Genomic DNA, 22,246 nt, shown 5'->3' with positions numbered 1-22,246 from the left:
GTGGTCACGATGACAAAAAAATTCATTCTCCTTTTTACACTAAAGTTATGTTCTTTGGCTGTATTTTTTCTTTTTACTTGGAGCTGTTCTGCTAAAGAATCAAAGGATTCTGGTTCCTGGGCCGTAAACCTGCTTGGGTTAGTTTCTCACTTCCCGGAAGATAAAGGAATTTCCGATCCGGCGACTTCTGTTTCGGAAGAGTCCTATACCATCCGTTCGGTTTCTCCCACTGTGGTGTTTGAAAATTCTAACTTTTCGATAGAAGGCGAGAATTTAAGTGTATTGACGAGAGAACGATTGTTTGGCGAAGGGTCTGGAAAGTTTTTAGAATTTACGGAAATGACAGACACGAAAATTACAGTTTCTTTATTTCGTTGTCCTGATATTTCCTTGGTTTTATTACCTTCCGATAAAAAGGAAAACAATCAGTCCCTTTCCATTCCTTGTCTCGGCTCCTTTCGATATTTGGTTCGGTCTATGCAATTAGAATTAGGTCTTTCATTGGTTCCGATCTCTCCAATTTTTTTAGGGAACTCTTTGGAAATCTTACGAAGCTTAGGTGAAGTCGAATTTGTTTCCTTATCCCCATTGCCGGCAGGAATCCACTTAAATCCGGACACGGGAGAAATCAAGGGAACACCGACGGAAACAACGGGTAATGAATTCCAATCTTACACAGTATTTGTCCGATTAAAAACAGATCCTGAGAAAAAAATCACCTCCTCGTTTCAGCTCATCGTTGTTTCTGAAGAGGAAAAAAACAATCGAACTTGTAAATCGATTTCGCAGACATCCACCTGCCGTGGTCCCGCACCCCATGTTTGCTCCAATTCTTCGGTCTGTTATACGAGTCAGTCTGCTTGTGTGATGGATTCCCGATGTGGATTTTGAATCTAAGAAAACGAAGCGCCAGTGATTGTAGCGGAAATCCTTTCCCAATCAGGAAAAAATCTCTGATGGTATAGGGATTGGAAAGATTGCAGCGTAAAGCGCGGTCGCGGATTGGGATCTGATTTTTATCTAACAAAGGATCGCGAGGCGCCCCGACTTTTTTAGAAAATGGGGAACCAACTAATAGAATTCAAAACCTACTTAGAAAACAATAAGTAGGTTTTGTATGTTAAAATATTTGGTTTGGTTGCCACTCCTTGCTCTCTTTATTTGGAGTTGTTCGCATGAGAAAGAAGAGGGGTTGATACCCGGCACAAGGCTCACAGGGGATCCCATGGCGGATGCCCTTGTACTTTCGGTTCTTGCCACCCCGCCTTGTCAGTATCTGACAAACGAAAATGCCAGTGTTCCATTCGTTTTGGACGGATCGATTTCCATTTGTAGTGTTTTGGCGGTTCCTGGGTCATTATCGGTAACGGTGAGTGGAAACTATGAAGTGACTGCGGTTTCCGGCCGACAGACACTCACGTCGAACAATTGTAATTCGAGTCGGTTTGATTTTCTTGTGTCTTTGAAGGATGGAAATACCGAACTGTTTTCTTCCACATCGGCTGGTGCCAAACAAATCGTATTGGAAACCGGAAAGTTGTATGCGTTGCAATCGACAGGGCTTGTCGATCCCTCCGCCTACCAATGCCAGGGAAGGCCCGTATCCTCTGCAGTCACTCCTTACCGAATCAATCTTCGCAGATTATGATATAGATTTGGTTTTTAGGATACCCATCCTTTCGTTTTTTCGAGTTTCGTTGATTCGATTTAGGTAGTATCCGCAATTGCGGATACCTCCCATCGCATTTCTGTTAGTTTTCAGTAGAATGTCAGTATGAAACTTCTAGTAGGCATTTTGCTTGTTTTTATTCAGTGCACAAGTCTTGACAGAAGGTCTTTTTTTGGAACAAAGAATTCTCGTGCAAACGAAAGGTGGCACTATCAAAATTCGGTGATTACGGAAACGGGACATTCTTCAGAATGTTTGCTTCCTCCCGATGGACAGTATCCCTTTCCTCGACTGAGTTATTGTTATGTGGGAAGTCGGTCTCTAAACTCACCGTCAAGTTTTGGTGAGGGGCGAAAGGAAACGGTTCGACCTTTTCTCTCCATCATTCCGGGTTATGTTCTGGAAGGGCATGCCAATTCGGAAATATACAAGGATGTGACCTTAGGGCGAGGGCCTTTTCATAATCGTTCGTTAAAAGAAAATATTCTCCGCCAATCGATGCAACAGAGTTTGCCTGGAAAAGTCCAGTCGGTTCAGTATTCGCGGGGAGGTGGGTTATGAACCTTTATCTTCGCAAATTCAATGTATGGCGGGTTTTATTTTTCATTCTAATGTTTGGATCCTTGTTAGAATGTACAACTTTGGATAAAAAAACCGCAATGAGGGGATGGTATCAAACCTCTCACCTTCGAATGCACCAACAATTGGCCTATGCGGAAAAACATGGATACAATTCGGAATGTTTGGTTTTGATGGCGGGCTCAGTTCCCAGTCGGATGGAACCTTGTGCAATTGGAGATCGAAGGTCTGGTCGGGATATGTATCAAGAAACGGAAGTTCAGGTAGCAGGGGATTTTTTCCCAGCGGATTGGCCCATTGCTGGTTATACTTATGCACTACATGTAAATAACGAGTATTACCAAAATATAATCCTTTATACCGGATCTTACCAAAGAAGGGATTATTCTCGGTTTCCTCACTTATATGTGTATCGGGGAATGTATGGAAACCGAGTGATCCGAAATACCGTGGGATATCCTTACCCAATGTCGCCTGGTCTATTTATGAATGGCCGCTAGTCGAAATCCGATTGACGAAAAGGGAAAATTCGGGAAAATTTAGAAACATTTTCCGAATACTAGTGAATCCTTTATGAAACAACAATCTTCCTTCGTTTCTTTTTCTCTATCCATTATTTTTTTGATTCTATTCCAATTCCCCATGGAAGCAAAGGAGAAAGAAACTTTCGAGATTGGCTTTGGGTCTTGTTTGCATCAGGACAAAGAAAGTCCCATTCTTACCCAGTGGAAAAAAGAATCTTTCAACTTAGTGCTTCTGTTAGGTGATAATATTTATGCAGACAGTTTGGTTGCCACAGAAAAGATTCCTGCCTATAAAAAACAGTTTGCTCGGCCTGAATGGAAGGCCATTCGCTCGAAAGCCAAAATCCTTGCGACTTGGGATGATCATGATTATGGGGTCAACGATAGTGGTGGTGAATTTTTAGATAAAGAAAAGAGCCGAGAAGTTTTTATCTCCCAAGTCGGTCCTCTGATGCCCAAAGGACAAAAATTAGGAACTAAGGATGGAAAGGGAATTTTTCTTTCTTACTGGATTGAATTCAAAAAGAAAAAAATTCATTTTGTGATTCCTGACACCCGGTTTTTTCGTTCTCCTTTGAAACGATCTTTTTTCTCTTACTTTACCGGCAAAAGCCAATACACTGCAAATGATGCAGAAGATGCCACAGTTCTCGGAGAAGAGCAGTGGAAGTGGCTTGCAGCGGAGTTGGATCAACCTTCGGATTTACTTGTTTTTGTTTCTAGTGTCCAAGTCATTCCCACCGAACAACCGTTTGAGAAATGGGGGAACTTTCCCAAAGATAGAGAGAAGTTATTCCAACTTTTGGGTTCTGCCAAAACATCCGACTTAGTCATCCTTTCCGGAGACAGGCACATTGCAGAAATATACGAATATCCTTTGTCTGACACTCGTAAGTTAGTGGAAATCACTTCGAGTTCCCTCAATGTACCATTGTCTTTTTTACAATTGGAATATGATTCTGAATACAAGTTAGGTTCTGCCTTCCGGGAGGAAAACTATGGAACACTGCAGATTCAATGGAAAGAAGGAAAATTGGTTTGGCGATCCTCCGTCAAAGACAAAACTGGGAATGTAGTCCTTGAATATACGAAGAATGATTCTAAAGAATAAAAGTATTTTAGAAACAATAGGAGCCGATTCATTTTGAAACCAAAACAAAAAATTTTAGAAAGTTCCTTTGCCTTGTTTCGTGAAAAAGGTTTTCAAGCCACAGGAATTGCGGAGATCTTAGAGAAGGCCGGTGCTTATAAAAAAACTTTATATGATCATTTCCCTTCCAAGGACGATATCGGGTTTGAATACTTAAATTATCTTTCTGAACAACAACGCGTTGTTATGTTAAAGGTATTGGCCAAAGCCAGTGATATGGCAGACTTCATTGAAAAATGGGTCAATTTTATTGTTAGAAACCAAAGGAATACTTCTAGAAAGGATTGCCCCATTGCTCTTTTCTCTGGTGAAATTTCCCACCTCAGCCAATTTGATACCTATAGAAATAAAGCAGTGCATCATGTACTAGAAACCGTAGAGACTTGTATTTTAAACTTTGCACCGAACTTGCGATCCGACCTTGTAAAATCATTGAGTTACGAGTTGTATATGAGTTATCTTGGTGGGCTTAGGTTGTATGCCTTAACCAAAGATCGTAAGGTCATTGAACGTATGAAATCACAAATGATTGTGTCGGCAGAGCGTATCATCAAAAGTTAATTTTTCTGAAACGCCCTGTTTGGAATCGGTTCGGCTTGTGATTTGATTAATCTGGAATTTCTGTTTTTTCCTTTGGAATTTCTTGGATGAATAACCAAACCAGTCCGTCTTTTACTTTTCCCATTCCTAAATACAAATAGTAGAAAGGATATCCCAAAGGCCCCGGTTTGTATTCTTTTTGAACGACTGGCTCCCATTTCTGACGGACTTGCACTTGAACGGAAGATAATTGAACCGCGCTCGCAAGGTATTTTAGTTTTCCTTCCCATCTTTCAATCGATTCGGAAACTTTGTTTAGTTCTGCTTCTACTTTCAAAGTTTCTTCCACAGTCTTTGTTGATTTTAAAATTTCTAAAAGTCGAACTCGCATCTTGAGAGAGTTTTCCATACGGATTTCCGTATCGGTATAATCTTCCGTGACATCTTTTGCTGAAACGTCTTCTGAGTAGTTTTGCGATTGGCCACGTAGGGTAAATAAAAACTGTTTTAACTTTTCTGCGGGAATCTTCAGCTGTATGATGCCATTGGAACTGTATTGGAGCGCATAACCACCATAAGACTCCGCCAGTTTGATGATTTCTGTGACTTTGGATTCAATTTCCTTGGACTGTAAATTGACATTCACCGAATACACCATCATTCTTTTTTGGACTTTCAGTTCATTGGATGTAGTATCTGTTTTTGGGGAAGGTGCCGCAACCGATGGTGCATATTCCTCTGCTTCCCCGTAAGAACGGCTCATAGGCCGTTCCCGTTCCATTCCTTTTGCGGAGGAACAGTGGACAAAAGAAAAACAAAGGCTAAGGAATAATAGGAAGGAGAGTTGGTTCTTTGTAATTTTCATGTTGGATACTGAAATTAATCAGTTCAGTATCCAACCGCAAATCTTTTTTATGTGCCGATCGTGGACTCGAGAAAGCTACCATACCCTTTTTCTTTTCCAAGGGCGGTGACTGGTTTTCCCTGATCGACAGCAAGTTTTCCATTGATATAGACTTTTTTGACAGTTTCATCGTTACGACGAACCCAACGTTTGAAGTCTTCCATAAATGGCATAGCTGCTTCTACGTCTTTGGCAAGTGAGTCGTCGAGTTTGGTTGGATCAATCAAAACTAAATCGGCTCTTTTTCCTTCTTTGATATATCCAGCATCGATTCCAAACCAATCTCCGATTTCTCCTGTTAGGCGATGCACTGCTTTTTCCATTGTCATAAATGGTTTTTGTTCCAGTTCTGCATCCCGAACCAATTTCAACATACGCAAAGGAAAGTTATAATGAGCCATACCTCGTAAGTGGGCGCCCGCATCTGAAAATCCGATGAGGATGTCGGGATAGGATACAATTTTTTGGAGAGGTTCTTTTCTGTGATTTGCCATCACGGTATACCAACGAACTTTGTTACCATGTTCGGCCACCAGATCTAAAAAGGCAGTCACCGAATGAACTCCCTTTTCTTTCGCCACTTCATCAATGGATTTCCCGATCAGTGATTTGTCAGGAGCATCGACAATTTTTGTTTCTTTGAAGTTTCTATGGAAAACACGAGGTAAAAACCAATTGGTCCATTGGCGTTTGAACCAAGACCTATAAGTTGGATCTTTCATTAATTGTTTTCTTTCCAATTCATCTTCGATATGATTTGCTTTGGCACCAGCTGCAAACTCTTCGAAGACAACAACATCCATTCCATCCGCGTATAAATCAAATGGTTCAGGGAGTGCTTGGAATTTAAAGTCAGACCTAAATATGGTATTGGTGATTCTTCCAATGAGGTTCAATAATTTATACAAACCCGGATCAAACTTCACATCCATAAGTGAGATGACTGTAGTTTTTAATGGTTTACGAAAGAGTCCAAAACCTTCTTTCAAAAACATAAGAACATTGATTTTGGTAGAAACATTTGGAACACCTTGAAAGATCTTTCCGCGTTTTCTCAATGTTTTGTTTAGGTATTGGTATTCGCTCCAATTGGCATAGGTAGAAGGGAGTGGGCGAGATCTAAATCTAGATCCATCCATTTTATCCCAAACAAGAGTGTTGATGGAAAGACCCATAAAACCTGCATCCAGTGCTTCTTCCAGATGTTGGTTCATTGTCTCTAACTCTTGTTTTGTGGGGTTTTCCCCTTTGGTGAGAGAACGTTCGAGGCCCATCACATGTGCACGAATGGCTGAGTGGCCTGCAAACGAAGTTACATTGGGACCGAGTGCTAAACTGTTTAAATGTTTTTTATATTCAGAAGCGGAGTTCCAATTTTTTTTACTTTCGAGGATGGATAAAACATTCTTTCTTGGGATGGCTTCGACCCGACTAAACATATCTGCCAAATCAGTGGGATCACCCACAGCCAAACTCAAAGAACAACTGCCAAGAGATATGGTGGTAACACCATGACGCACCGATTCGGAAAGATCCGGTGCCATTTCTATCTCTGCATCGTAGTGAGTATGAAAGTCTATAAACCCAGGTGTGAGCCAAAGCCCTTTGGCATCGACCACGGTTTCTCCCGAGTTGGGGTTTAATTCCGTTTTGGATATGGATTGGATGACTCCATCTTTAATCCTTACATCACCTACAAAAGATGGATTTGTGCTACCGTCAAAAATTCTCGCCTGTTTGATGAGAGTGTCTGCCATGATACCTCCGGAAAAACCAAACAAAATTATGGCAGATTGACAAAGATTTGTCAATGATTCGATACGAATCACGTAAAAGATTCTCTGGACGAAAGCCCCCCTTGTTCAGGAGGCTGTTACGTAATTACTGACTAAATCCACTAACTCCCCTTCGGTGATTTCTCTGTTGTTTTCATTGGAGGAAATGGCTTTGGCTCTTTCAAACAATCTATGGATTTCTTCGTTGGAAACGCTTACTCCTCGTTTTTCCAATAAAAATTGAATGGCCCTATGTCCCGATTGGTTGGTAAAGGAGATAGTTTCGGAATCATTTCTTCCTACAAATTCAGGAGAAAAAGTTCGGTAAGCGCCTTTGGTTTGTTTTATGGTCTTGGCAACACCATCTTGATGGATTCCTGATCTGTGCGAAAAAATATCATCTCCAATAATCGGTGTTTTTTCTCCAATGGGAATGTCTGTCATTTCTGCAATGCGTTTGGCTGTGGGATAAATTCTTTGGAAGTTGATTCCTAAAGATTCACCATTTTGATGTAAGGCGATGGCTGTTTCATACAAATTGGTATTCCCTGCTCTCTCTCCAAGTCCATTCAAAGCCACTTCGATTTGTTCGGCCCCGACATACACACATTCCACAGAAGTTGCTGTTGCCATTCCTAAATCGTTGTGGGTATGCACAGAAACCTTGGCTCTGTCCCCGATAAAGTCTTTCATCTCTTTTACCATATTCACAAATACCATGGGCCGGTAACGTTCGACTGTATTGGGTAAGTTGATGATATTGGCCCCGGCTTCAATGGCGGCAAGAAAGGCATCTTTAGTAAAAGAAAAGTTCTCGATCGCATCTCCAAAATGTTCCCCAGAGAATTGAATTTCTACGTCGGGCCCAACGATGGACCGGGCAAATGAAACAGATTTCCTGATCTTCTGAATGACTTCCGCTTCCGAGATTTTCAAAACATGGCGAATGGAAAAATCACTGACCGGATACACAATATGCATTCGGGGTTTGTTTGCATATTGAATGGCTTCCCAGGTTCTCGCAATTTCTGTTTCATTGGCACGTGACAATCCAGCGATGGGGATTCCGACTGGTGCTCGTTTGGCTAAGGTCTTACTTGCCACAAACTCAGTTTCATTGGAAGAAGGGAACCCCACTTCGATTCCATCTACATTCAATGCGACAAGCAAATCAAAGACTTCGATTTTCTCATCTAAGGTCCAGGGTCTTCGCAAAGCTTGGTTACCGTCTCGTAAGGTAACGTCTTGGATTTTAATTTGGTTTGGTTTCATATTTCCTCCGAATCCGCTGCCACTACTGACCGGAAGGAGGACTAAAAATAAAAAAAGCCCACTTCCTGGTTAGGAGTGGGCTTTGTCACACAGCACGTTCTCCCTCGATCTATAAAAGTTCGAGGAGGAGGAGTGACTGAATGTTAGCAGATAATTTCATTGTTAATCTTTAGACGAACGGATACGGAAGATCCTGTCAATTTTTTTTAACTCGAATACGAGAAATTTGTACAAGAAAGATTTGGATTCCAAATCCAATTGGGATGAGAAGGGTAAAGGAAATTTGAAAACCAAGTCCAAGGGCTACAGTAAGCAAGATACTGGTTAGGAAGAAAATGGAAAATACAAGACCTGATACAGGCAAATCCGCTTTTCCTCTCGCCAAAAAGAAAACCGCAATCGAAGGCCCAAGTGTATAGGAAAATATCGTGAGACCCATTTCCAAAAGCCCTTTTTCCCAGGTTTGGATGAGAAAATAAGGAATGAGACTCGAGATAAAGAGAGTGATTCCAAAAAACAGAGAGAGGGTGCGTGGACTAAACCATTGGTCCATTCCCCAGTCCCGGGCCCAAGTGAGAGAGAGGGAATTGATGGTGGAGCTGAGTGTGGACATGGCACTGGCAAGAATCGCAGCCACAAGGATTCCCAGGAGTGGAGAAGGGACTTCATTCACAATGAACTGACTAAAGACTTTGTCTGGGGCCATGGTTTGGCCTGCATAGAAAAGATAAAGAAGGGATCCAATCAGGAGAAACAAGATGAATTGGAGGAGGACCACAATCCCACTTCCAATGAGAATCTTCTGGCCCGAAACTAAATTCTTGGTAGCAATGACTCGTTGTACAAGCATTAGGTCTGTGCCATGAGAACCAATGGAGATAAAAGCCCCCCCGATCAGAGCAAATACGATAAAGTAACTATTGTCTCCTGCGGGAAGGTAATCGAAGACAAACAAATTCCATTTTCCCAAAGTTTGGAGACTAGAGATTCCTTCAAAGATAGGAATATTTAATTTATGGATCAGTAGTCCGAGAGCAAAAATTCCCCCAAAAATATAAATGAACCACTGGAGAACATCGGTGAATACGATGGCACGAAATCCTCCCACAACAGAATAGATGATGGTGACAACACTTAAGGTAGTGAGGGCGATGATTCCTAGAAGTTCGGGGGAAAACGCAAGTCCCATTCTTTCCAAAAGAAAAGCAATCGGAAGGGAACTGACATACAATCGAATTCCATCTCCTAGAAGTCTGGAAATCGTAAATACGAAGGAGATGGTTTTTTGGGGAGATTTTCCAAAACGATTTCCTACATACTCATAAACAGAAATTGTATTTCCTGAAAAATACGATGGCAAAAGATAGAGAGCCACAATCGTCCTTCCAATCAAATACCCAAAAGCAATTTCTAAAAACCGGTAGTCTCCCTTGAAAGACAAGGAGGGAATGCTTAAAAAAGTTAAACTAGAAGTTTCTGTTGCCACAAGAGACAATAACAGAAAGACCCAATGGATTTCTTTTTTCGCAAGATAGAAGTCCTCTTCTTTTTGTGTGTTCTTTGCAAAATGAAATCCAAAATAAAAAACGAGAATAAAATAAAAAATAAGAACAATTACATCCCAGATCATAAAATTCCTTACGCGATAATATTTAAATTTGGATATTTCAGTAACAAACGGAGTAAGTCCGATCGAGTGATGATCCCAATAGGATGATTATCGTCATCTACGACAGGAATACATCCAATTCTTTCTTCCAAAAGCACTTGTGTGACCCCTCTGATTTCGGCTCCTGGAGATCCAACTAATACTCGTTTGGTCATTATGTCGGAAACCGTCCAATCCCTTTCATAGGATTTACTTTTTTCGAGAATGTCCCGGTCCGAAACAAAACCAACAAGAATCCCTGATTCATTGGTGATGGGGAGGTGGCGGATTTTTTTCTCCACCATAAAATCCAAACAATTTGTGATCGTTTCCGTGGAGGGAAGAGAAAGGGCAGGGGTCGACATGATCTCGTGGAGGAAATAGACCGTTTTTTCAGTTTGGCCTGCGGATTCTTTGTAAACATCTCCTGGCGCACGGTGTAAAAAAGAAGTATGAGGGGCATTGGAGGAGCCGTCCCCCTCGCTAGAAACCGGAGCACTTTTGCCTCCCGGATGGATTTTATGCACCCGATCTGCGTGGGTGGTCGGGAGATTGGGGGAAATTCGCCCCTCATGGATCCAAAAGAACATAATTATGCCCTACCTTTCTGAAAAGTTTGTCAAAAATAAGAAAAAACTTGCAAAAAACGAACAGTGGTTTTTTATCCATCCTACATTTCCGAATTCCCATCCCATACGAAAAAGGCAAGACCCATGATCCAAAACTACGAAAACCTCTACCAAGCGTTGGCCCACGTTGCAGAAACCCTTCCGAACAAAGTTTCCTTTCGGAAACGAAAGTCTGCCACTGAATTCCCTGGGATCAGTTTTGGAGATTTGAAAGAGTTTGTCGACCAATTGACTTTGGGCTTTATCGAACTCGGTGTCGAAGTAGGGGATCGAATTGGTTTTTTCTGCGATGCCACTGTGAATTGGCTCCGCACAGACATCGCCATCCTCACTTCTGGAGCCGTTGTCGTCCCTCGCGGAACAGACATTGTTCGAGAAGAAATTCTTTATATTCTAAACCATTCGGAAGCCAAATACTTGGTCGTCCAAAAACCCAAGGATAAAAAACGCATTGATGATTTGTTAGGTGAACTTCCTCATTTAAAACAAATTTTTATTTTGGAAACAGACCAAGGGGATTTGTATACGGGTGAGAATTCCATTCTTTCCGTTGCTAAAAAAGGAAAGGACAGATGGGTCCGTGACGGCAAACAGACATTAGAAGCTAGAATGGGGCAAACCGATGCTGATGCATTGGCTACTTTAATTTATACATCGGGAACCACGGGAAATCCAAAAGGTGTGATGTTGTCTCAAAAAGGTTGGATTACTGCGATTCGAAATACCAGTTCTAGGTTGGACATGAATTCCAATGACAATGCAGTGAGTTTACTTCCTCCTTGGCATGCGTTTGAAAGAGCGATTGAATATGCCACTATCTTTCTTGGGATTGATTTTTTAGTATCGAATATGTCTTCCTTAAAGGACGACCTAAGGGATTTTCGTCCGACGATTTTTCCTTCTGTCCCTCGAATTTGGGAATCTGTTTATAATGGGATCATTGCCAAAGTTGCCAAAGAAGGTGGGTTCAAAGAAAAACTATTCCATTTCTTTTTGAAAGTTGGAGCCACTTGGGCCCATTACTATGCTATGTGTTTTGGATTTGAATTTGAAATCAAAAAACCTAATTTCCTAGTTTCGTTTGTAAAGAGGACCTATGCCTTCTTTATTTTGATTTTACTTTCTCCTTTAAAACTTTTGAGTATCAAAATCTTTTCTGCCATACACAAGGCGTTAGGTGGTAGGATTCGTATTTGTATATCGGCAGGATCAGCACTTCCTAGTGTGGTGGATGGATTTTTATCTGCCATTGGACTGAAAGTTTTGGAAGGATATGGAATGACAGAAACGTCAGCTGTAGTTTCCATTCGTTCCAACACCAAACCAACCAAAGGAACAGTCGGGATTCCCATCGATGGATACCAAATTCGTTTGAAGGATGATACGGGAAAGACGGTTACAGCCGTCGGTGCGAAAGGTACCCTTTGGATCAAATCCAAACAAATCTTAAAAGGTTACTACAAACGTCCGGAATTGAACCAAGTTGTTTTTGATGCAGAAGGTTTTTTTGATACAGGGGATCTTATGATGATCTCTCATAGAAACGAACTTGTTTTTGCTGGTCGTTCGAAAGACACCATTGCTCTCATCGGTGGGGAAAACGTAGAACCTATCCCGATCGAAGACAAACTTCTTACTTCTCCCTTCATTGACCAAGTGATGGTTGTGGGTCATGATAAAAAAACTTTGGGAGCACTCATTGTCCCGAACTTCGAAGCTGTGGAAGCTAAAATTGAAGGAATTTCCAAGGAAAAAGCAGGGGAATGGAATCTAAACCCCAAGGTTCGGCAATTGTACCGAACTGAAATTACACGCATTATTTCTCGCGAAAACGGATTCAAAGGATTTGAAACAGTGCCAGCTAACAACTTCTATGTGGTTTCTCGTCCCTTTGATCCCGATGTCGAAATGACAAGAACTTTGAAAATGAAACGAAATGTCATTTCTGAAGTTTTTGCAAAACAAATTGAAGGAATTTACGAATGATACACCCGAAACTGAATCCCTATTTAAATGAGGAGGAAAGAAGTTTTTACAATACCGTATTTCAGTTTTCTGAAGACAAAGTGTTTCCATCAGCAGAAGAAAGAGACGAAAAAGAAATCTGGTCTGATGACTTATGGAAAGAGTTTAGTAAAGCAGGTCTAACCGGTCTTACCATCCCTTCGGAATATGGTGGTGAGGGAGCAAGTTGTTTGCAATGTTCGATTGCAACCGATGCCTTTGCTTCTGGATGTTTGGATGGCGGAATGGGACTATCTTGGGTTGCCCATTTGGTCATTGGGACTATGCCCATTATCTTCCAAGGAACCAAGGAACAAAAATCCAAATACCTTCCTAAACTTTCCACGGGAGAATGGATGGCTGGATTTGCCTTAACAGAACCGGCTTCCGGATCCGATGCCGCTTCTCTTTTAACCAAAGCAGAAGAAGTGGACGGTGGTTGGAAACTCAACGGAACCAAGATGTACATTACCAACGGACCCGTAGGACAGGTGTTTGTTGTGATGGCAAGAACTTCTGAAAAAGGAAGAGGGCCCATGGGAATTTCTGCCTTCATTGTAGAAAGCCATACCCCTGGTTTTAAGGTGAGTAAGGTTTTGAAAAAACTCGGGCATCATACTTCCATGACCGCCGAACTCGTGTTTGAAGATATGGTCATTCCCAAAGAAAACTTACTCGGTCCTATGAACACTGGGTTTTTGCGAATTGGTAAGGAAACTTTAGAGTGGGAAAGAACTGTATTTGTGGCAGGACTTGCCGGAGCTATGGAGTTTTGTTTTCGGAAAGGCCTTCGGTATGCCAATGAAAGGGTCCAATTTGGAAAACCCATTTCTAGTTTTTATGGAATGCGTGATATTTTAGTTCGCAACTGGGTTTATATCCAAGCAGCAAGAAGGTTGATCTATTGGGTGGCAGAACGAAAAGATGCAGGGATCCCTTCTCCTTTAGAAAGTAGTTTGGGAAAACTCATTACTTCTGAAATTGCGGAAGATGTAGCTAAGGATTCCGTACAGTTGTTTGGTGGGTATGGATACATGAAAGAATATGCCGTGGAAAGATTTTACAGAGATGTAAAGTTAGGAACCATTGGTGGAGGGACAAGCGAAATCCAACGTTCCATCATCTCCTCTTTATATCCGGGAAAAGAAAAATTCCAAAAGGAATTTTCTCGACTTGCGGCAGAGTCTGACCTTACAGACAAAATTCAAAATGTACTCTTTGCGATCATACTCTCCATGGATACAGAACCAAACCGTAAAAAACAACAATCGGTTGAATTTGCCTTTGCAGACGTTTTGTCCATTTTTGTAATCCTTTCTTTGTCAGAAATGGATACACATAAATCTTCGGATTACTATTCTTTGGATGAAAAATTGATGGATCGAAAGTTACTTTCGTATTATCTTGTGGGGAAGTACCTTATGTCCTTCAGTAGACTTACAAGTTATGTTCCTTCCGAACTCACCCAATTGTGGGATCATTATTCCCAATTGGGGAAATCGATTGAAGAAACTGTACACGGACGTTTTCAAACCCTTCAGGAACTTTTATAATCAATGAAAGCCGCTGGCCGAATTGCATTTTTCTATTTGTTATTCGGCTATATTTGGATCTATTTTTCAGACTATACTATTTCTCTTATATTTCAATCGGCAGAAGACATTCGAGAGATTCAAAGTTTTAAGGGTTGGGGGTTTGTCACCCTCTCGGCAGTCATAATTTTCGTATTGCTAGTTCGAGAGTTACGGCGGCAGAAAAAAGTCCTTTTTGAAAAAATAGAATCCGACCAGCTATTCCAAGTTATTTTGGAACGGATTGAGGATGCGGTGATCGTCTTCAATTTAGATACTTGGAAAATTGATTTTTTAAGCGAACAAGTCTCTCGTCTTTTTGACATACCTACGAAAGAGATTCTCATCCATCCAGAACTTCTGATTGAACGTGTGCACGAATCGGATAGACAGCGGATGACAAATATTTGGATGAACCAACTACGAGAAAACCATACAGGGCTTTTATATCGTATTCGTATGTTAGATGGTCAGATCAAGTGGGCCTTGGAACATAGGCTTTTTATCCCTGCTAAAGAGGTGAGTGCCAACAAAGCCGTTGCTGTCATTACTGATATGACGAGTTATATGGAAAATCAGTCCAAACTCGAAAGCTCTTTGCGAGAGAACGAAACCTTACTTACCGAAGTTCACCATCGGGTAAAAAATAATCTAGCGGTTGTCATTTCTTTTTTGCAGCTCCAAGTGTATTCTTCGCCACCGGAAACGGCAGATATTTTAGAACAAAGTATTGTGCGAATCAAAGCCATTGCCCTCGTTCATGAAAAATTATACAGTAGTAAAAATCTATCAGGACTTAGTTCAGTGGATTATATCACAAGCCTTGTGGAAAATATCAAACTGATGTATATGAGAACCGATATCCAAATTGAGTTGGATATTCAACATTTAGAGTTTAATATTGTCGATGCGATTCCCATGGGTCTTATGATCACAGAAATGTTAACCAATAGTTTTCGGCATGCCTTTACAGCAGGAAAAACCGGTGCTTTGATCAAAATTTCTTTTGTGGTTACTGATAAATTTAATTATGAATTAAAATACAGAGACAATGGAATTGGTTTTCCACCGGGACTGAATTATAAAAAAGCAGAATCCATAGGATTGTCCGTTATTTTTTCGTTATGCAGTCAGATGAATGGGCGCGAAGTAGAATGTTCCTCAAAACCAAACGAAGGTGTATTCTATCACTTTGCCTTTTCACCAAAAAAAGTCATTCCTAAGGGCAGTTCGAATGTATCAAAAGGGTAAAAGTTTTTTAGAAATTCAAATTGGTGATTCCGCATCCTTTACCAAAACCATAACAGAAACCGATGTCTATCTGTTTGCCGGAATCAGTGGTGATTTTAATCCATTACACGTAGATGAAGAGTATGCCAAATCCACTAGTTTTGGAACAAGGATTGCACATGGGGGACTTGCGGCATCGTTACTCGCACCGGTTCTTGGAATGAAATTACCGGGTCTTGGAACTATTGCTTTAGAAACCACAACCAAGTTTCGAAAACCTGTTTATTTTGGAGATACAATCACTTGTTTTGTGGAAGTTATTGAAAAAGTAGAACGACTGAAGGCAGTGAGGATGAAAATTGTTTGGACCAATCAAAAATCGGAAGTAGTGAGTAAAGGGGAAACTCTTGTCATTCCTCCCGGTTGAGAAATTGTCCCACAAGTCCAATTTCATCTTCCACATATTCACGAATTTCTTCCAATTCGTCCTCATCTAAGATCTCTTCTAAAATTTCTTCCCCTGCCTCGTCTTGGCCAATCCGCATCACAATGTATCCTGGTACATCGGAATCTGGATCGTCCATCTCTACGTTGACAAACTGGAATTCTTGTTCTGTGGCAGGTAGGAAAACAAGGTAGTCGTTTCCCATTTGAGAAAAGGAATAGAACACTTCCCATTGGTAACTGTTTCCCTTCTCATCCACAAGATCAATTTCTTCCGTGGCACGACTAGGAAGAAAGTCATCCCCTTGGAATCCTAAGTCCTTCATATCCATTAGGTGAAGAACTCCTTCTCAAAAGGGAGGCTATGTTTTTTCTTAAAATTACATTCCTTACAAGCGGGAACCAAATTGGCTTTGACCGATTTTCCTCCTCGAATAAGAGGAATTAGGTGGTCCATGGTGATCTCTTCCATTTTGAATTTTTTCCCACAATAATGGCAGATTCCAGAAGAACGTTTGTTCTTCCACCAGGCGGTATTTTTTAGTTCTTTGGCTTTCCTTCTTTCCCTAGCGATTTCTTCATCGCTCACATCGGAAAAAAATGAATCGGAGGGAGTTTCCGTCATAATTTAAAAAAATCTGTTTTTTTCCCTTCGTCAAGAAAAAGATGGAGGAATGGGAAGATTGGTCTACCTCGACAATTTACGATCCTTTGCACTTTTACTGGGAATTGTGTTCCACGCAGCCATTGTTTATGCCTCGGATATCAAATATGCCATCCAAGACCAAAACCGGAGTGAGGTTCTTTCTTATTTTTGTTATTGGATTCATAGTTACCGGATGCCTATGTTCTATATGATTTCTGGCTTTTTTTCGGCCATGGTTTGGGAAAAAAAAGGTCGGAACTTTTATCTAGAAGCAAGGTTCAAACGAGTTCTTGTTCCTACCATTTTGGGACTCATTTTTTTGGCACCCATCCAATACTATCTGACAGAAAGGATGAGGACTCCGCAAATGGAACTCCTTCCTTTTTTAAAATTCTTTTTTACCAAAGAAAATTTTCAACATTCGCATATTTGGTTTCTGGTTGATTTGTTTTGTTTTAGTATTCTATACAGTTTGGTTCCCAAATCTTTTTTTCGCTCCAAACTCTGGGACAGAATTCCCCATGGATTATCCAGATATTTAATCCTTGTTAGCTTTTGTTTTCTTTTTGTTTTTCTTTCCCATACACAGATTTCAAAAGGGGAATCGTATTACGGAATTTTCAAACTCACTTTTATATTCCAGTTTTCCTTTTTTATTTCAGGAGTGTTCTGTTATCATTGGAAAAACATTCTCACTCCAAATGATTCTTCTCGAATCAAAACATTAGCTGTATTTGTTTGGGCTATTTTTATATACTTAGTGTTTAAAGACATGGAAATTGAAGATCCACTTTGGATTTACTTTCAGTATGTGAATGTTTGGGTACGGGCCCTACATATTTTTTTATGGGTTTTATCTCCCTTTTTATGGACGAGTTTTCTTATCTCGGTTTTTCAATACTTGGGAAACAAAGAAGGAAAATTAGGATCTTATTTGATTGAAGCAAGCCTTCCCATTTATCTAGTCCACCATCCTATATCTTTGGTTTATGCATTCTGGGTAAGGGATTTAGAATGGGGCGTATGGGTCAAATTTATCTCCCATACTCTCGTAGTCCTTGGGCTTAGTTTTTTCTTATATGAATTTTTAATCCGAAAGATCAAACCCCTTCGGTTTCTCTTCGGATTAAAAAGTACATAGATTATGTTCTGCTGATCGCTTGGATTGCTGATGCCACTGCCGAATCCATACTTCCCGTATGGAAGGCTAAATGTTCGCCAGCAAAGAATACTCTTTCAAATGGCTCTGCCCAAACATCTTTGATTCCAAAACTTCCCGGTGGGAATAAGGAAACAAATCCGGCCCGACCTGTCGTTTTTTGAAAACTATGGAAAACAAAAGGGGATTCCAGGATCAATTCCAATTCTCCTACTTCTTCCAAAGAAGAGGTCATTAGATTTTTTCTCTGACGATCACTTCCTTTTTCAAACAAAGAAGCTCTGTCCCCAGTGGAAATAGAGGTAACAGCTGTTACGATTGACCCAATCGCAGATTCTGAAACATATAAAGTTTCTGCTGCAGTATTTGTAGAGAGGAAAAATTGGGATAAAGAGTCTTTGGATTTCACCAAACTTAAGTTTTTGGAAATTTTTCCTGTTTGCATCCGTAGAGCTGAGTAAATCAAATCTTTGGGTAGGCCCGGTGTCCATTTGATATCAAGAACAGCAGCGGCCGGAAGAGAACAAACTACCAAACTTCCTTTTACGGATCTACCAGAAGCCAATTCAACAGTGACTTGATTTTTTTGTTGAGAGACCTTGGTAACAACATCTCCTAAAATCACTTCCTGGTTCCTGAGAGAGTTTGCGAGTTCTTTAATGATTCGTTCTGCCCCACCGCGCACTTGGAATTTGGGTTTGAGAGCGGACTGTAAAGCCGAAAGATCATCTAATACCGATTCGCTGGAGATTTGGTTTAGGTCAGCACCAAGGATCACTCGGTATAAATCGTTCATGGAACGAATTTCATCTTCTGTTAACCCTTGGTAACGAGCATACGAAGAAAAATTGATTTTATCTAAACCTTGTTTTTGAGTCGTACCTAAAGACTTATGAAGTTCAATGACTTTGTCTAAGGTCTCAATCGAGGAGGGTGATATTTTTAATAGATCTGCATTTGATTTTTGGAGTGAAAAACGATCAGTTACATTGGAAGTTACCAAATCTAAGCTCAGTTGTTTTACTAAACTTTTGATATCGGATTGACCTTCACCGATCCACTCACCACCTAAATCTTGTAAGATTCCTAGGCCTGAGTTTTCGTAAGTGGCAATTCGGCCACCCAACTTCTCTCCGCGTTCAATGACTGTCACATCGTACCCTGTTTGTTTCAGAAGATAGGCAGAGTAGAGCCCCGAGAGCCCACCACCAAGAACGATGGCTTTTTTGCCACCACTAGACTTTGGTTTGGTTTCAGCAGTCGTGGATGTTGTGGTTTGTCCGAATGATTTTTTAGGAAGTAATAACCCTGCCCCGAAGGTAACAGCGCTCAGCTTTTGTAGGAAACGTTTTCGATTCATAGAACTTTCCCCTATTTTAGCAATGGAAACAAAAAAGGCTAGAAAAATTAGAAAAATACAATCTAGTAACTTTGTCTTTTTAAGCGAATTGGGAGATTTACACTTTGTCTTTCCGTCACACAAAATATTTTTTCGTTAGCCTACTTGTGTTTTTGCCGGGGATTTTGTTATCAGAATCCGTCATTCCACTGCAGTCCCAAATTTCGGGAAAGGCCATTTGGCAAGATGTATTGGTTCTGGAGGACAAAGACCAGTCCCTACCTGTGGCCAGTATCACCAATGGATCCAACGATTCCCGGTTCCAGAAAATTGCTTCACCAAATTTGGGTTTTTCTAAATCCACTTTTTGGGTACGCCTCCAAGTAAAAAATCCCACAGAAGATTTGGTTCGCTGGAATTTGGTTTTTGATTTTCCTCTTTTGGATGAGATCCAAATTTATGGAGACCAACTTCCCAAAACAATGATTCGCACTTTGGGAGACAACCATCCGTTTTCAGAAAGAAATTTGGACTATAGAAATCCTGTTTTTCCTTTAGAATCAAGTCCAGGTTCCATTTCGATTTATTATTTACGAATCCAATCAGAATCAACCATTCCGCTAACTCTCACTATATGGACAAGTAAAGAGTTCTATGATCACCTGAACAAAGAACAAATGATCTTTGGTTTGTTTTATGGAATTTTATTTGTGATGGTTGCGTATAACTTTTTTATCTATATTTTTACTTATGAAAAAAGTTATCTTTTCTATTTGTTTTTTATTAGTTCCATTTTCTTTTTTCATTTGGTGAATAACGGATTTGCCTTCCAATACCTCTGGTCTAGTTGGGTTTTTTGGGGGAATTATTCTTTGCCTTTTTTTATCTGTCTTTCTTGTATCACAGGAATCTTTTTTACAGATAATTATTTAAATTTAAAAAAACACCTTCCTCGAATTTCTAAATTGATGTGGTTTTGGGTGGGTGTCCTTGTTATCTTTTCCATCGTCACATTCTTTTTGAATTACCGAATTGCCATGGTAACTTCCATTTTCTTAACAGTTCCCACGGCACTCATTTTAGTTTATAGTGGAACCTATACTTATTTGTTAGGAGTTCGAACCGCTCGGTATTTTTTGATTTCCTGGGCGTTTTTTCTTTTGGGTGTATTACTTTATTCATTAAAAAGTTTGGGAGTTCTTTCTGACAATCATATCACAAGATGGACCATCCAAATTGGGACTGCCTTACAAACGATTCTATTATCACTGGGCCTTGCGGATAGAATCAACTTTCTCACAAGAAGCCTTCGTGAAAATATCAGAGAACTTTCGCAGGCCAAACTAAAAATCGAAGAGTCTGAAAAACGGTTCCGAGAAATTTTTCAAGGTTCCGATGAAGTGATTCTGATGATGAATGAAAATTTTGAAATCATCAATGCAAACAGGGCTCTTTCCAAACATATGGGTTTCCGATTGGATGATTTACGTGGCAAAAAAATCACCGAGTTTTTATATACGGGTCGAGACCAAAGTTCTGATTACAATGTTATGTATGTGAACGACAAACTCACCGATCTAAAAATGACAGGTTCCATTATTAATTTCAAAACAGAGTTTGGACAAAAGTATGTAAAGGAACCAAAAGAAATGTACTGTAGGTTGCAGTACATCGACTTCGATGAAACAAGGGAAGTTCTTGCGACCATGTCTTCTCAATTTGAAGACACCATCATCCAACTCATCGAATCGGAAAAGATTGAACTTTCGATGAATAATTATTTGCGAAATGCGGAACTTGTATCTCAAAAAATCACTTCCCAACTTGCAAAATACCTTTCCACCATTGAACAAACCGAGGTTAGATCTTCTGTGCGTGAGATCATCATCAATGCGGTGGAACATGGAAATTTAAATATTAGTTTTGATGAAAAATCGAAAGCCCTAATTGAAGGGAACTATTTAGAGTTTTTGCAGAAACGACAAGAGGATCCGCGTTATAACCAAAAGCGGGTAAAAATTGAATATTCATTCACAAGAGAGTATGTGGCTTATCGGATCTCCGATGAAGGTCGAGGTTTTGATCATAAAAAACACATGGAAAAATCCCTGGAACAGATGAATGAAGCTCATATCCAACACGGGCGTGGGATTCTTATGACAAAGTCGGTTTTTGATCGCATTGAATACAACGATCGTGGCAATCAGGTGAGTTTGATTAAGTTTCTAAATAAGAATTAATTACGAATCCAGTCAAGAACCCACCACTCATTCCATTCTTTGGAGTAGAGGAGTTTTCCTGGCAGATGGCTTTGTAATAAACCTAGGAACTGGTCTTTTTTATCTGTGATGATTCCAGAAAAAATAATTCTTGGGGCTTCGATTTTTGCCAGATGACGAATGTTCTGCGAAAGAACGGCATAAGTAATATTGGCAATGGCTAAATCGTATTTTCTATTGGATAATTTGGGATTGTCGATTCCTGATTCTTCCACACTGAATTGAAAACCTTTTGGGTATTCATTTTCAGTCCAGTTAGACCATGCGGCCTTCACTGCATTGGGATCAATGTCTAAAGCAAAAATTTGAGAAACCCCAAACTTAGCAAGGCCAATGGAAAGGATTCCGGAACCGGTTCCCACATCACAAGCAGAAGAAAATTGGAATTCTCCTCTGTCATATAACTCATCCAAATGTTCTAATATGAGTTTGGTGGTTTCATGATGGCCTGTACCAAAAGCAACCCCTGGATTGATGAACAAAGGAATGCCGCCATTTGGTTTCCAAAGTTTGATGGTGTCCGGTTCATTTTTTTCCCAAGTGGGAATCACCCAAAGTTTTTTTCCAATGGGGAAAGGTTTGTAATATTCTTTATAGGCTTCTTCGTAGTCACGAGTTTCAATATTTCGTGATTCTGTATTGGAATTATCAGGTGCGCGGATCTTTAAAAAGATAAGAACCTGTAGTTCTTTTTCTATCTCATCTGTTTGTAAATAGATACGAATGTTGGTATTGTCTCGGATGAGACCTTGGTCTTTTTCTTTGGGAGCTTCCCCATCAAATAGAATCTCATAGTAACCTGCACATTGGAGTGTATCCAACAGTTCATAAAAACTGTCAGATAGTTCTTTCGGTAGGTTGACTTTGAGTTCTCTGTATTCCAA

General features: G+C 40.3%; 21 protein-coding genes. 12 read left to right on the top strand and 9 right to left on the bottom strand.

Annotated features, from left to right (window positions below; translation table 11 throughout):
• Positions 1–9 precede the first annotated feature (9 nt).
• The 6 genes from JWG41_RS17525 (at position 10) to JWG41_RS17500 (ending at position 4,483) form a co-directional block, all read left to right on the top strand.
• A complete protein-coding gene (locus tag JWG41_RS17525) occupies positions 10–891 on the top strand; it encodes an Ig domain-containing protein (RefSeq protein WP_205271104.1) in 882 nt (293 codons plus the stop codon).
• Between the two features lie 226 nt (positions 892–1,117).
• Positions 1,118–1,648: a hypothetical protein gene (locus JWG41_RS17520; RefSeq protein ID WP_205271103.1), complete on the top strand. Its 531-nt coding sequence runs from the start codon at positions 1,118–1,120 to the stop codon at positions 1,646–1,648.
• Between the two features lie 126 nt (positions 1,649–1,774).
• Positions 1,775–2,230, top strand: coding sequence for a hypothetical protein (locus JWG41_RS17515; RefSeq protein ID WP_205271102.1), 456 nt, complete (start codon positions 1,775–1,777; stop codon positions 2,228–2,230).
• Positions 2,227–2,748: a hypothetical protein gene (locus JWG41_RS17510; protein ID WP_205271101.1), complete on the top strand. Its 522-nt coding sequence runs from the start codon at positions 2,227–2,229 to the stop codon at positions 2,746–2,748. Before JWG41_RS17515 ends, JWG41_RS17510 begins: the two co-directional genes overlap by 4 nt.
• Positions 2,749–2,821: 73 nt before the next feature.
• Positions 2,822–3,883: an alkaline phosphatase D family protein gene (locus tag JWG41_RS17505; protein ID WP_205271100.1), complete on the top strand. Its 1,062-nt coding sequence runs from the start codon at positions 2,822–2,824 to the stop codon at positions 3,881–3,883.
• 33 nt (positions 3,884–3,916) lie between these two features.
• On the top strand, positions 3,917–4,483 hold the full coding sequence (locus JWG41_RS17500; RefSeq protein WP_205271099.1) for a TetR/AcrR family transcriptional regulator: 567 nt from the start codon (positions 3,917–3,919) through the stop codon (positions 4,481–4,483).
• Between the two features lie 46 nt (positions 4,484–4,529).
• On the opposite strand, the gene JWG41_RS17495 is transcribed toward JWG41_RS17500, so the two are convergent.
• The 5 genes from JWG41_RS17495 to JWG41_RS17475 form a co-directional block, all read right to left on the bottom strand.
• Positions 4,530–5,225, bottom strand: a complete 696-nt coding sequence (locus JWG41_RS17495) for a DUF4349 domain-containing protein (protein WP_232374082.1) — start codon at positions 5,223–5,225, stop codon at positions 4,530–4,532.
• A 149-nt stretch (positions 5,226–5,374) separates the two neighbouring features.
• On the bottom strand, positions 5,375–7,123 hold the full coding sequence (locus tag JWG41_RS17490) for an N-acyl-D-amino-acid deacylase family protein (protein WP_205271097.1): 1,749 nt from the start codon (positions 7,121–7,123) through the stop codon (positions 5,375–5,377).
• Between the two features lie 105 nt (positions 7,124–7,228).
• Entirely contained in the window at positions 7,229–8,413 is a 1,185-nt protein-coding gene (leuA2, locus tag JWG41_RS17485; RefSeq protein ID WP_205271096.1) for a 2-isopropylmalate synthase LeuA2, read from the bottom strand.
• Between the two features lie 196 nt (positions 8,414–8,609).
• Positions 8,610–10,043: a sodium:solute symporter gene (locus tag JWG41_RS17480; RefSeq protein WP_205271095.1), complete on the bottom strand. Its 1,434-nt coding sequence runs from the start codon at positions 10,041–10,043 to the stop codon at positions 8,610–8,612.
• Positions 10,044–10,051: 8 nt separating this feature from the next.
• A complete protein-coding gene (locus JWG41_RS17475; protein ID WP_205271094.1) occupies positions 10,052–10,651 on the bottom strand; it encodes a CBS domain-containing protein in 600 nt (199 codons plus the stop codon).
• Between the two features lie 123 nt (positions 10,652–10,774).
• Here JWG41_RS17475 and JWG41_RS17470 point away from each other — a divergent pair, with 123 nt between their 5' ends.
• From JWG41_RS17470 to JWG41_RS17455, 4 genes are read left to right on the top strand one after another with little or no spacing between them, the layout of a single operon-like run.
• On the top strand, positions 10,775–12,676 hold the full coding sequence (locus tag JWG41_RS17470; RefSeq protein ID WP_205271093.1) for an AMP-dependent synthetase/ligase: 1,902 nt from the start codon (positions 10,775–10,777) through the stop codon (positions 12,674–12,676).
• On the top strand, positions 12,673–14,247 hold the full coding sequence (locus tag JWG41_RS17465) for an acyl-CoA dehydrogenase family protein (protein ID WP_205271092.1): 1,575 nt from the start codon (positions 12,673–12,675) through the stop codon (positions 14,245–14,247). The genes JWG41_RS17470 and JWG41_RS17465 overlap by 4 nt, the downstream gene beginning before the upstream one ends.
• Positions 14,248–14,250: 3 nt before the next feature.
• Positions 14,251–15,516 (top strand): sensor histidine kinase, encoded by a 1,266-nt coding sequence (locus tag JWG41_RS17460; protein ID WP_205271091.1) that lies wholly within the window; start codon positions 14,251–14,253, stop codon positions 15,514–15,516.
• On the top strand, positions 15,500–15,922 hold the full coding sequence (locus JWG41_RS17455) for a MaoC family dehydratase (RefSeq protein ID WP_205271090.1): 423 nt from the start codon (positions 15,500–15,502) through the stop codon (positions 15,920–15,922). The genes JWG41_RS17460 and JWG41_RS17455 overlap by 17 nt, the downstream gene beginning before the upstream one ends.
• Here the strand turns inward: JWG41_RS17455 and JWG41_RS17450 are convergent.
• Both JWG41_RS17450 and JWG41_RS17445 read right to left on the bottom strand, forming a co-directional pair.
• A complete protein-coding gene (locus JWG41_RS17450; RefSeq protein WP_205271089.1) occupies positions 15,906–16,271 on the bottom strand; it encodes a DUF1292 domain-containing protein in 366 nt (121 codons plus the stop codon). The genes JWG41_RS17455 and JWG41_RS17450 overlap by 17 nt on opposite strands.
• Entirely contained in the window at positions 16,271–16,564 is a 294-nt protein-coding gene (locus JWG41_RS17445; protein ID WP_205271088.1) for an HNH endonuclease, read from the bottom strand. The genes JWG41_RS17450 and JWG41_RS17445 overlap by 1 nt, the downstream gene beginning before the upstream one ends.
• Before the next feature lie 49 nt (positions 16,565–16,613).
• Between JWG41_RS17445 and JWG41_RS17440 the strand changes: the two genes are divergently transcribed.
• On the top strand, positions 16,614–17,726 hold the full coding sequence (locus JWG41_RS17440) for an acyltransferase family protein (protein WP_205271087.1): 1,113 nt from the start codon (positions 16,614–16,616) through the stop codon (positions 17,724–17,726).
• 1 nt (position 17,727) lies between these two features.
• On the opposite strand, the gene JWG41_RS17435 is transcribed toward JWG41_RS17440, so the two are convergent.
• A complete protein-coding gene (locus JWG41_RS17435) occupies positions 17,728–19,104 on the bottom strand; it encodes a flavin monoamine oxidase family protein (protein WP_205271086.1) in 1,377 nt (458 codons plus the stop codon).
• A gap of 104 nt (positions 19,105–19,208) precedes the next feature.
• Between JWG41_RS17435 and JWG41_RS17430 the strand changes: the two genes are divergently transcribed.
• Entirely contained in the window at positions 19,209–21,323 is a 2,115-nt protein-coding gene (locus JWG41_RS17430) for a 7TM diverse intracellular signaling domain-containing protein (protein ID WP_205271085.1), read from the top strand.
• On the opposite strand, the gene JWG41_RS17425 is transcribed toward JWG41_RS17430, so the two are convergent.
• Positions 21,320–22,246, bottom strand: coding sequence for a 50S ribosomal protein L11 methyltransferase (locus JWG41_RS17425; protein ID WP_205271084.1), 927 nt, complete (start codon positions 22,244–22,246; stop codon positions 21,320–21,322). The two genes, JWG41_RS17430 and JWG41_RS17425, sit on opposite strands and share 4 nt — an antisense overlap.

The organism is Leptospira chreensis (assembly GCF_016919165.1).
GTDB lineage: Bacteria > Spirochaetota > Leptospiria > Leptospirales > Leptospiraceae > Leptospira_A > Leptospira_A chreensis.
This window is presented reverse-complemented; position numbering and strand designations above follow the sequence as displayed.